Origin of the sequence: Streptomyces sp. NPDC101191, assembly GCF_044767915.1 — a bacterium.
GTDB lineage: Bacteria > Actinomycetota > Actinomycetes > Streptomycetales > Streptomycetaceae > Streptomyces.
Genome location: NZ_JBIWOU010000018.1, coordinates 1 through 10,080, shown reverse-complemented (window position 1 = coordinate 10,080; position 10,080 = coordinate 1). Strand labels below are relative to the sequence as shown.

Here is a 10,080-nt window from a genome sequence, read left to right as displayed (position 1 = left end):
CCGGCGGCGGCGCCCTCGACGCCCCGGCCGGCGCGGAGGCCGCCGCCGCCGCGGGGGGCGCCCCCCGCTCCCCCGGCCCCCCCCCACGTCCACATGGCGTGGAAGGACTGGCTCACGCCGAGCCTTCCACGGCGTCGCCCTCGCGCATCGGGATGCGGACGCCCTTCTCGTCGGCGACCCGCTCGGCGATGTCGTAGCCGGCGTCGACGTGGCGGATGACGCCCATGCCGGGGTCGTTGGTGAGCACGCGGCGGATCTTCTCGCCGGCCAGCTTGGTGCCGTCCGCCACCGAGACCTGGCCGGCGTGGATGGAGCGGCCCATGCCGACGCCGCCGCCGTGGTGGATCGAGACCCAGGAGGCGCCGGAGGCGACGTTGACCATGGCGTTGAGGAGCGGCCAGTCGGCGATCGCGTCGGAGCCGTCGAGCATGGCCTCGGTCTCGCGGTACGGGGAGGCCACGGAGCCGCAGTCCAGGTGGTCGCGGCCGATGGCGAGGGGCGCGGCGAGGGTGCCGTTGCCGACCATGTCGTTGAACATGTCGCCGGCCTTGTCGCGCTCGCCCTGGCCGAGCCAGCAGATACGGGCGGGCAGGCCCTGGAAGTGGACGCGCTCGCCGGCCATCTTGATCCAGCGGTGCAGCGACTCGTTCTCCGGGAAGAGGTCGAGGATCGCCTTGTCGGTCTTGTGGATGTCGGAGGCCTCGCCGGAGAGGGCGGCCCAGCGGAACGGGCCCTTGCCCTCGCAGAACAGCGGGCGGATGTACGCGGGGACGAAGCCGGGGAAGGCGAAGGCGCGGTCGAAGCCGGCCAGCTGGGCCTCGCCGCGGATCGAGTTGCCGTAGTCGAAGACCTCGGCGCCGGCGTCCATGAATCCGACCATGGCCTCGACGTGCCGGGCCATCGACTCGCGGGCGCGGCTGGTGAAGCCGGCCGGGTCCTTGGCGGCGGCGTCGGCCATGTCCTCGAAGGCGACGCCGACCGGGAGGTAGGACAGCGGGTCGTGGGCGGAGGTCTGGTCCGTCACGATGTCGATCGGGGCGCCCTCGGCGAGCATCTGCGGGAGCAGCTCGGCGGCGTTGCCGAGCAGACCGATGGAGAGCGGCCTGCGGGCGTCGCGGGCCTCGGTGGCGAGCTGGAGCGCGTGGGCCAGGTTGTCGGCCTTCACGTCCAGGTAGCGGTGCTCGATGCGGCGCTCGATGGCGCGCGGGTCGCAGTCGATGCAGATCGCGACGCCGTCGTTCATGGTGACGGCGAGCGGCTGGGCGCCGCCCATGCCGCCGAGGCCGGCGGTGAGGGTGATGGTGCCGGCCAGGGTGCCGCCGAACTTCTTCGCGGCGACGGCGGCGAAGGTCTCGTAGGTGCCCTGGAGGATGCCCTGGGTGCCGATGTAGATCCAGGAGCCGGCGGTCATCTGGCCGTACATGGTGAGGCCGAGCTGCTCCAGGCGCCGGAACTCCTCCCAGTTGGCCCAGTCGCCGACCAGGTTGGAGTTGGCGATGAGGACGCGCGGGGCCCATTCGTGGGTCTGCATGACGCCGACCGGGCGGCCGGACTGGACCAGCATGGTCTCGTCCTGCTTGAGGGTGCGCAGGGTGCGGACCATGGCGTCGAAGGAGCGCCAGTCACGGGCGGCCTTGCCGGTGCCGCCGTAGACGACGAGCTTGTCGGGGTGCTCGGCGACCTCGGGGTCCAGGTTGTTCTGGAGCATTCGGAGGGCGGCCTCCTGCTGCCATCCCAGGGCGCTCAGTTCCGTACCGCGCGGGGCTCGGACGGGTCGGGGTCCTGACATGGCGGTGCCTCCTCGATGCTCGGTTATTCATTCAGGTATTCACATCCTGGACTGGTGAATAGTCTTAGTCAACAGCTGCGGGGCCACGCCACCGGGTGGTGCGATGGACCCATGACTTCCCCCGCCCCCGCGGACCGTCGCCGACACGCTCGCGACCGGGCCGTCCGCGCCGCCGTCGAGCAAGGACTCCTCTCCCCCGCCGAACCCGTCGCCGCCCTCCTCGACACCGAGGGAATCCGCGCCTCCGCAGCCGCCCTGACCAGCGCCTTCGCCGCCGTCACCGACGCCCCCGTGCTGCACGCCTTCGCCGTGAAGGCCTGCCCGCTCGTCCCCGTCCTGCGCCTGCTGCACGAGGCGGGCCTGGGCGTCGAGGTGGCCAGCCCCGGCGAGCTGGCCCTGGCCCGCGCGGCCGGCGTGCCGCCGACCCGAACGGTCCTCGATTCGCCCGCCAAGACCCCGGCCGAGCTGCGCCAGGCCCTCGCCCTCGGCATCGCCGTCAACGCCGACAACCTCCAGGAGCTCGAACGGCTCGACGCGCTGGTCGCCTCCGCCCCCACCGCCTCGCCCCTGGGGATCCGGGTCAACCCGCAGGTCGGGGCCGGTTCCATCGGGGCGCTGTCGACGGCCACCGCCACCTCCAAGTTCGGCGTGGCGCTGCGCGACGAGGGCGCCCGGGAGGCCGTCGTCCGGGCTTACCTCGACCGGCCCTGGCTCACCCGGCTGCACACCCACACCGGCTCGCAGGGGGTCCCGCTCGCCCTGATGGCCGAGGGCGTCGGCACCGCGTACGCGCTCGCCGAGGAGATCAACACCAAGGCCGGCCGGCAGCAGATCGACACCCTCGACATCGGCGGCGGCCTCCCGGTGAACTTCGCCTCCGACGAGGAGACCCCGGACCACGCCGACTACGCCCGGCTGCTGGCCGCGACCGTCCCCGGGCTGCTCGACGGGCGCTACGCCCTCGTCACCGAGTTCGGACGCTCCCTGCTCGCCAAGCACGGCACGGTCCTGGCCCGCGTGGAGTACACCAAGACCTCCGGCGGGCGCCCCATCGCCGTCACCCACGCCGGCGTCCAGGTCGCCACCCGCACCGTCTACGCCCCCGGCTCCTGGCCGCTGCGGGTCCTCGCGTACGACGCCGAGGGCCGACCCCGGACGGGGGAGGAGGTGGTCCAGGACGTGGCCGGGCCCGCCTGCTTCGCCGGGGACCTGCTCGCCGCCGGCCGGGCGCTGCCGCTGCTGCGGCCGGGGGACGTCGTCGCGGTGCCCGACACCGGCGCGTACTACTTCGCGCACCACTACGCGTACAACAGCCTGCCCCGCCCCGCCGTCCACGGCTTCACCCCGACGGAGGACGGAGGCGTGGCCTTCGCGACGGTCCGCCGCGCCCAGACCCTCGACGAGATCGTGGCCGAATCCGGCGGCGCCCGGCCCGACGCACTGCTCCGGCCGCCCCTGCGGGAGCCCGCGTCCGGTGCTCCCATGGAGCCATGACACCAAGCACCTCCTCCGTCGTCGTCGAGCGCCGGGTCAACGCCTCCCCCGGGCGCGTCTGGGAGTCGATCACCGACCTGCGGGACATGCCACGGGTGCTCAGCGGCGTCGAGAAGGTCGAGGTGCTCACCGAGGGCGGCTTCGCGGTGGGCACCCGCTGGCGCGAGACCCGGCGGATGATGGGCCGGGAGGCCACGGAGGAGATGACCGTGACCGTGTGCGAGCCGCCCGAGCGCTATGTCACGGTGGCCGACTCCCACGGCATGCACTACGTCTCCGAGATCACCCTCGTGCCCGACGGCCCCGCGGTCTCCGCCACGGCGACCACGCTGCGGATGACCTTCACCGCCCGGCCCTCCCACGACCGCGTCCCCGGCCTGGTCGCCCGGCTGATCGGACGCTTCGGCGCGCGGGCGGTGGCGCGGGCGCTCGGCAAGGACCTGGACGAGATCGCGCGGGCGGTCGAGAGCCGGGTCTGAGGGGCTTCCGGACGTTCCTTCGGAGCGTCGGCGATCACCTCCCGGCCAACGGTCGATCAGCCTCTGACAAATTCCATTGGAAAATGCCGGAACTCCCGCGATCGATCAGGACGTTGAGTAGCGTCACCGTTACTGCCGTACGTCCGCACGCCGCATCGGGAGGGGATCACGCGTGCCCGGAATCGACGAGTGTCTGCTGGAGGCCATGAGCCTGCCAGGGGCACGCGGGGCCTGGCTGGTCGACTGGACCAGCGGACTGGCCCTCGGGTCGGCGGGCGAGTCCCCGGTCGGCGACCACGAGACGACCGCCGCCGAGAGCGCCGAACTGGCGCGCGCCGCAGCGGAGTTCGAGTCGCCCGCCGGCCCCGGGGCCGGCCCGGCGGGCACCGCGGCCGAGGACACCGTCCCGCCCGTCGAGGACCTGATCGTCAGCACCCGCGCCGGCTACCACGTGATCCGCTTCGTCGAGACCGCCTTCGACAGCAGCGTCTTCCTCCACCTCTGGCTCGACCGGAGCACCGGCAACCTCGCCCTCGCCCGCATGAGACTGGGCGACCTCGCCGAAAGGCTGGTGCTCGGATGACCGCCACCGCCACGGCCACCACCGTCTCGCCGATGCTCACCCGCCTCGCCGCCGAGAAGGCCACCGGCGCCCTGCTCCGCGACCACGGCACGCTCTACCTCGTCGACGGCCGCGTCGTGCACGCCGAGAGCCCCAGCTCCCCCGGCGTCGACGTGCTGCTCACCGCGGGCGGGCGACTGCCCCGCGAGGGCTGGGACGAGGCCGTGGACCGGGCCGGTGCGCGCGGCGCCGTCGGCCGCTTCCTCGTCGACAGCGGCCGGCTGCACGACGGCGAACTGGAGATATGCCACCTCGGCGCCGTCTTCGACGCGGCCTTCTTCGCCCTCGGGCCCGCCAGCGGCCCGACCCGCTTCCGCTACGGGGTGGGGCACTGGTTCGGCGCGGTGCGGCCGGTCGACACCGGGGCCGTCGAGCGCGAGACCCTGCGCCGCCGCGAACTCCTCGACTCCGTCTGGCCCTACCCGGCCGTCGACACCGCGCCCGTCGTGCCCCGCCGCGCCGCCCCCGGACAGCCGGTGGGCGCCCGGCAGCGGGCCCTGCTCACCGCGGCCGACGGGGTCCGCACCCCGGCGGACATCGCCCGGCTGCTCGGCCGGCCCGCCTTCCACACCCTGCTCGACGTACGGCGGCTCGCCGCGGCCGGGCTGGTGGAGACCCCGTACGAAGCACCCCCGCCGGACCCGCCCGTCGTCCCCGTGTGGGTCGGCGAGGTCGCCACCCCCGACCCCGACATCGCCCTGCTCCGCCGGCTCCGTGACGCCCTGGAGGCAGCTCTGTGATGAGGCGTGCCCTGCGCCTGCGCGCCGAGAGGAGACAAATGATGACCGCAGAAGCCGAGGTGCTCGTCGAGCTGAGACGCCTGCGGGCCCGGCTGCCGCAGCTCACCGGCGCCCTCGCGGCCAGCGCCGACGGCCTGGTGCTCGCCCAGGACGCCGTGGACGGCGAGGCGGAGAGCGTGGCCGCGCTGACCGCCGCCGCGCTCGGCGTCGGGCAGCGGCTCGCCGACACGACCGGGCAGGGCGGCTTCCGCGAACTCCTGGTCCGCGGCGAGCACGGCTACGTGGCGACGTACGCGGCGGGCGGCTCGGCCGTCCTGACCCTGCTCGCCGAACCCCGGATCAACGTCGGCCGACTCCACCTGGAGGCCCGCCGGTCCAGCGCACGGATAGGCGAGCTCGTGGACGTCGCCCTGGAACGCAGAGACCTGAACTGACCGCCCCCCTCACCTCCACTCACACGAAGGAAGAACCATGGCGAACACCGAGACCTCCCTCAAGGAAGCAGCACAGATCGAAGGCGCGATCGGCGCCGCCCTCGTCGACTACACGAGCGGCATGGCCCTCGGCACCATCGGCGGTGGCAAGGAACTCGATCTGAACATGGCGGCGGCCGGCAACACGGACGTGGTCCGCGCCAAGGTCCGCACCATGGAGATGCTGGGCCTCAACGAGGAGATCGAGGACATCCTCATCACCCTCGGCACCCAGTACCACCTGATCCGCCTGCTGAAGACCCGCGGCGGCGGCGGCCTCTTCCTCTACCTGGCCCTCGACAAGGGCCGCGCCAACCTGGCGATGGCCCGCCACCAGCTGAAGAAGATCGAGGCGGACCTGGACGTCTAGGACGTGGCCCTCGGACCGGGCCGGGGCAGGGAGCTCCCCTAGTCGACGAACAGGCCGCGCGCCGCCGCCTTCACGTCGAACTCCTCGAGGCGGGCCTGCGCGTCCGGCAGCTCGTCCGCCATCGCCTCCAGGAGCACCCGGCCGAGCAGCATCGGCGCGCACGCGGTGTCGAAGGCGAGACCGGTGCCGACGGCGGCCGGGATGAGCAGGTCGCTGTGGGCGGCGACGGGCGCGAACGCGGACTCCGCGACGGTCACGACCGCGAGACCGGCCGAGCGGGCGTACGCCAGGGCGTCGACCACCTCGCGCGGGTGCCGGGGCAGCGCGAAGCACAGCAGCGCCGTCGCCCCGGCCCGCACGGCCGCGTCGAGGCGGTCGTCGAGCATCGAGCCGCCCTCGTCGAGCAGCCGGACGTCCGGGTGGACCTTGCCGGCGAAGTACGCGAAGCCCCTGGCCTGCGAGGATGCGGCCCGGAGTCCGAGCACGGGCAGCGGCCGCGAGGCCGCGAGCAGCCGGCCGGCCCGCTCGACGGGCGAGGGGTCGGCGAGCAGTTCGGCGAGGTGCTGCAGGTTCTCGATCTCGCCGAGCACGGCCTGCTGGTACTCGTTGTGCTCGGCACGCGCCTCGGCGGCCACGGGCACGCTCTCGCGCAGGTGCTTGCGCAGCGCCGGGTAGCCGTCGAAACCGAGGGCGACGGCGAAACGGGTGACGGAGGGCTGGCTGACCCCGGCGAGCTCGGCCAGCTCGACGCTGGACAGGAACGGGACGTCGGCGGCCCGCCGCACCATGCAGTGCGCGATCCGGCGCTGGGTCGGCGTCAGCCGGTGCCCTTCGAAGAGCACCTGCAGTCGTCCGGCCGGGCTGTCGCTCATACCGTCCCCCTTCCTCCAGCTATTCATCCACCTGGAACTCTGCATGAACATATGCAGACAGGCAAGGGAAGGGGCCGGAGGGACCGAGGGGTGGGATGACGCGGGGACCGCCGCACCCCCGTTGCCGGGGGGCGGGACGACGGCGGTCCCCGCGTGGGACACGGGCCCGGGTCAGGGCCGGTCCGCGTCCGCGACGTGCGTGGAGGTCCGGGAGCCGCTCCGGAGGTCCGTGACGCCGACGAGAGTCACTCTGCCGAAGCCTTGTTAAGCGGGTGCTGCGGGTACGTGTCGCGCTCGTACCGTTTACGCGAACGCGCCCCGCAGCCTCCCGGCAGCGGGGCGCGTCGGCCTCAGTGGTGCTTCGTACCGTCGTTGGCGGCCAGGAAGGCGAGCAGGTCCTGACGGCTGACCACATCGGTCGGCTTGCCCTCGACCAGGACGATCGCCGCGTCGGCCTCGCCCAGCGCGGCCATCAGGTCGGCGACCGGCTCACCCGAGCCGACCTGCGGCAGCGGGCCGGACATGTGGTCCTCCAGCGGGTCCTCCAGGGACGCCTTCTGCGTGAAGAGGGCGTTCAGGAGCTCCCGCTCGACGACCGAGCCGACGACCTCGGCGGCCATGACGTCCGGGTGACCGGCGCCCGGCTTGACGACCGGCATCTGCGAGACGCCGTACTCGCGCAGCACCTCGATGGCCTGGCCGACGGTCTCGTCGGGGTGCATGTGGACGAGCGAGGGCAGACCGTGCGACTTGTGGCTGAGTACGTCGGCGACCGTGGCGGACGTGGTGTCCTCCAGGAAGCCGTAGTCGGCCATCCACTCGTCGTTGAAGATCTTCGACAGGTAGCCGCGGCCGGAGTCCGGCAGCAGCACGACGACGACGTCGTCGGGGCCGAGCTCGCGCGCGACCTCCATGGCGGCGACGACCGCCATGCCGCAGGAGCCGCCCACGAGCAGGCCCTCCTCCTTGGCGAGGCGGCGGGTCATCTGGAAGGAGTCCTTGTCCGACACCGCGACGATCCGGTCGGTGACCGAGGCGTCGTAGGCGGTGGGCCAGAAGTCCTCGCCGACGCCCTCGACCAGGTACGGGCGACCGGAGCCGCCCGAGTAGACCGAGCCCTCCGGGTCGGCGCCGACGACCTGGACCTTGCCGCCGCTGACCTCCTTCAGGTACCTGCCGGTGCCCGAGATGGTGCCGCCGGTACCGACGCCGGCGACGAAGTGGGTGATCTTCCCGTCCGTCTGGTCCCACAGCTCCGGACCGGTGGTCTCGTAGTGCGAGCGCGGGTTGTTCGGGTTCGAGTACTGGTCGGGCTTCCAGGCGCCCGGCGTCTCACGGACCAGCCGGTCCGAGACGTTGTAGTACGAGTCGGGGTGCTCCGGGTCGACGGCCGTGGGGCAGACGACGACCTCGGCGCCGTAGGCGCGCAGCACGTTGATCTTGTCCGTGGACACCTTGTCGGGGCAGACGAAGATGCACTTGTAGCCCTTCTGCTGGGCCACGATCGCCAGGCCGACGCCGGTGTTGCCGGACGTGGGCTCGACGATGGTGCCGCCGGGCTTGAGCGCGCCGCTCTCCTCGGCCGCTTCGATCATGCGCAGGGCGATGCGGTCCTTGACCGAACCGCCCGGGTTGAAGTACTCGACCTTGGCCAGGACGGTCGCCTGGATGCCGGCGGTGACGTTGTTGAGCTTCACCAGCGGGGTGTTGCCGACGAGGCTGATCATCGAGTCGTGGAATTGCACCGTAATCTCCGGGGTCTCCGTAATGGTGCAGCCAGCGTATTCCGTGAAATGCGTAGGCGGAGCCGGTTACGGGGCAGTTACACGAGAGACGGCTTGAAGGAGGTGACGGCCCCGATGTCCCGAGCGAGGGTGGCACGGCGGATCGCGGCGGGTGCGGCGTACGGCGGCGGGAGCATCGGCCTGCTCGGCGTGGCCGCCGTGGGGGTCCTCCTGGCCGAGGTGCAGCTGGCCAAGAGGTCGGTCGGGGGCGGGGTCGCGCCGCTGCCACCGGGCGCGGACGGGCGCTACGGGCGGGCCTACGAGTCCGGCCCCCCGCTGCGGCTCGCCCTTCTGGGTGATTCCACCGCGGCCGGCCAGGGCGTGCGCCGCACCGGGCAGACCCCCGGCGCCCTGCTCGCCTCCGGGCTGGCGGCGGTGGCCGAGCGCCCCGTGGACCTGCGGAACGTGGCACTGTCGGGCGCCTGCTCCGACGACCTGGAGCGCCAGGTGTCACTGCTGCTCGCCGCGCCGTCCGGGGCGCCGGACGTCTGCGTGATCATGATCGGCGCGAACGACGTCACCCACCGGCTGCCGGCCACCCAGTCCGTTCGCTGCATCGCCGCGGCCGTGCGGCGGCTGCGGACGGCGGGGGCCGAGGTGGTCGTCGGCACGTGCCCCGACCTCGGCACGATCGAGCCGGTCTACCAGCCGCTGCGCTGGCTGGCCCGGCGGGCCTCCCGGCAGCTGGCCGCGGCGCAGACCATCGTGGTCGTCGAGCAGGGCGGGCGGACGGTGTCGCTGGGCGACCTGCTGGGCCCGGAGTTCGCGGCGAACCCGCGCGAGATGTTCGGCGTCGACAACTTCCACCCGTCGGCGGAGGGCTACGCGACGGCGGCGATGGCGCTCCTCCCGACGGTGTGCGCCGCGCTCGGGGTGTGGCCCGAGGCCGACCGGATCGACGTGGACCGGCACGAGGACATGCTGCCGGTGGCCAAGGCGGCGGCCGAGGCGGTCAAGGAGGGCGGCACGGAGGTCACGGGCGCCCGCGGGCCCTGGGCCCTCCTCAAGCACCGCCGCCGGCGCCGGCTCCCGCTGCCGGGCGCGGCCGCCACCCCTGACCCCGCGGAGGAGCGCGCGACCCCGCTCACCCACGAACCCTGACGCGACGCCGCCGAGGCCCGGGGGGCCGCTCGCCTCCTCCGGGCGCCCGCGGGTCCTTCACCTGCCGCGCCCTCCGGCGCGCGGCCGTCCGCCCCCCTGTGAGCGCCCTCGCCCCGCTCCGCGTGGGCCGTCGGCCGGCTGGGCTGGGGCCCCCGGACGAGCCTGGGGGAGGGTGGGCACGCGGGGTGTCAGCCCTGCCGGGCCCAGGCTCCTCTGCTCGTACGCCCGCCCCCGGGCGCGTCACGCCCGCCGGGGTGCGCGCGAGACCCGTGGGTCCGCGGGGTGCGGGGCCTCCGCGGGGGTGGGGGTGTCCGGACTGCGAGCTTCCCTTCGCTTCGCTCGGGAAGGTCGCCGCC

General features: G+C 73.6%; 10 protein-coding genes. 7 read left to right on the top strand and 3 right to left on the bottom strand.

All coding sequences use genetic code 11. The annotated features are described in order from the left end of the window. Positions 1-112 precede the first annotated feature (112 nt). Positions 113-1,789, bottom strand: coding sequence for a urocanate hydratase (gene hutU / locus ACIRQF_RS37955; RefSeq protein WP_404099576.1), 1,677 nt, complete (start codon positions 1,787-1,789; stop codon positions 113-115). A gap of 111 nt (positions 1,790-1,900) precedes the next feature. Here hutU and ACIRQF_RS37950 point away from each other — a divergent pair, with 111 nt between their 5' ends. The 6 genes from ACIRQF_RS37950 to ACIRQF_RS37925 all read left to right on the top strand — a co-directional run bounded on the left by ACIRQF_RS37950 (position 1,901) and on the right by ACIRQF_RS37925 (position 5,967). Then, on the top strand, positions 1,901-3,283 hold the full coding sequence (locus tag ACIRQF_RS37950) for a diaminopimelate decarboxylase (RefSeq protein ID WP_376638445.1): 1,383 nt from the start codon (positions 1,901-1,903) through the stop codon (positions 3,281-3,283). After that, positions 3,280-3,762 (top strand): SRPBCC family protein, encoded by a 483-nt coding sequence (locus tag ACIRQF_RS37945; protein WP_382487824.1) that lies wholly within the window; start codon positions 3,280-3,282, stop codon positions 3,760-3,762. Before ACIRQF_RS37950 ends, ACIRQF_RS37945 begins: the two co-directional genes overlap by 4 nt. A 172-nt stretch (positions 3,763-3,934) precedes the next feature. Then, positions 3,935-4,345, top strand: a complete 411-nt coding sequence (locus ACIRQF_RS37940; protein ID WP_376638443.1) for a hypothetical protein — start codon at positions 3,935-3,937, stop codon at positions 4,343-4,345. After that, entirely contained in the window at positions 4,342-5,124 is a 783-nt protein-coding gene (locus ACIRQF_RS37935; protein WP_382487822.1) for a transcriptional regulator, read from the top strand. Before ACIRQF_RS37940 ends, ACIRQF_RS37935 begins: the two co-directional genes overlap by 4 nt. 41 nt (positions 5,125-5,165) lie before the next feature. Beyond that, entirely contained in the window at positions 5,166-5,558 is a 393-nt protein-coding gene (locus ACIRQF_RS37930; protein ID WP_376638462.1) for a roadblock/LC7 domain-containing protein, read from the top strand. A 37-nt stretch (positions 5,559-5,595) separates the two neighbouring features. After that, the gene (locus ACIRQF_RS37925; protein WP_376638441.1) at positions 5,596-5,967 is read left to right on the top strand and encodes a hypothetical protein; all 372 of its coding nucleotides are present in this window, start codon (positions 5,596-5,598) and stop codon (positions 5,965-5,967) included. A 38-nt stretch (positions 5,968-6,005) separates the two neighbouring features. On the opposite strand, the gene ACIRQF_RS37920 is transcribed toward ACIRQF_RS37925, so the two are convergent. Both ACIRQF_RS37920 and ACIRQF_RS37915 read right to left on the bottom strand, forming a co-directional pair. Beyond that, positions 6,006-6,839, bottom strand: coding sequence for a MurR/RpiR family transcriptional regulator (locus ACIRQF_RS37920; protein ID WP_376638440.1), 834 nt, complete (start codon positions 6,837-6,839; stop codon positions 6,006-6,008). A gap of 350 nt (positions 6,840-7,189) precedes the next feature. Then, positions 7,190-8,584, bottom strand: coding sequence for a cystathionine beta-synthase (locus ACIRQF_RS37915; RefSeq protein WP_404099570.1), 1,395 nt, complete (start codon positions 8,582-8,584; stop codon positions 7,190-7,192). Positions 8,585-8,698: 114 nt separating this feature from the next. Between ACIRQF_RS37915 and ACIRQF_RS37910 the strand changes: the two genes are divergently transcribed. Further along, positions 8,699-9,724 carry an SGNH/GDSL hydrolase family protein gene (locus ACIRQF_RS37910; protein WP_376638438.1) on the top strand — a complete coding sequence of 342 codons (1,026 nt, stop codon included), beginning with the start codon at positions 8,699-8,701 and terminating at the stop codon, positions 9,722-9,724. Positions 9,725-10,080: the final 356 nt, after the last annotated feature.

What these genes read in the sequence shown, in the direction of transcription:
- hutU (WP_404099576.1), bottom strand. Translation starts at nt 1,789, where the DNA reads ATGTCAGGACCCCGACCCGTCCGAGCCCCGCGCGGTACGGAACTGAGC.
- ACIRQF_RS37950 (WP_376638445.1), top strand. Translation starts at nt 1,901, where the DNA reads ATGACTTCCCCCGCCCCCGCGGACCGTCGCCGACACGCTCGCGACCGG.
- ACIRQF_RS37945 (WP_382487824.1), top strand. Translation starts at nt 3,280, where the DNA reads ATGACACCAAGCACCTCCTCCGTCGTCGTCGAGCGCCGGGTCAACGCC.
- ACIRQF_RS37935 (WP_382487822.1), top strand. Translation starts at nt 4,342, where the DNA reads ATGACCGCCACCGCCACGGCCACCACCGTCTCGCCGATGCTCACCCGC.
- ACIRQF_RS37930 (WP_376638462.1), top strand. Translation starts at nt 5,166, where the DNA reads ATGACCGCAGAAGCCGAGGTGCTCGTCGAGCTGAGACGCCTGCGGGCC.
- ACIRQF_RS37925 (WP_376638441.1), top strand. Translation starts at nt 5,596, where the DNA reads ATGGCGAACACCGAGACCTCCCTCAAGGAAGCAGCACAGATCGAAGGC.
- ACIRQF_RS37920 (WP_376638440.1), bottom strand. Translation starts at nt 6,839, where the DNA reads ATGAGCGACAGCCCGGCCGGACGACTGCAGGTGCTCTTCGAAGGGCAC.
- ACIRQF_RS37910 (WP_376638438.1), top strand. Translation starts at nt 8,699, where the DNA reads ATGTCCCGAGCGAGGGTGGCACGGCGGATCGCGGCGGGTGCGGCGTAC.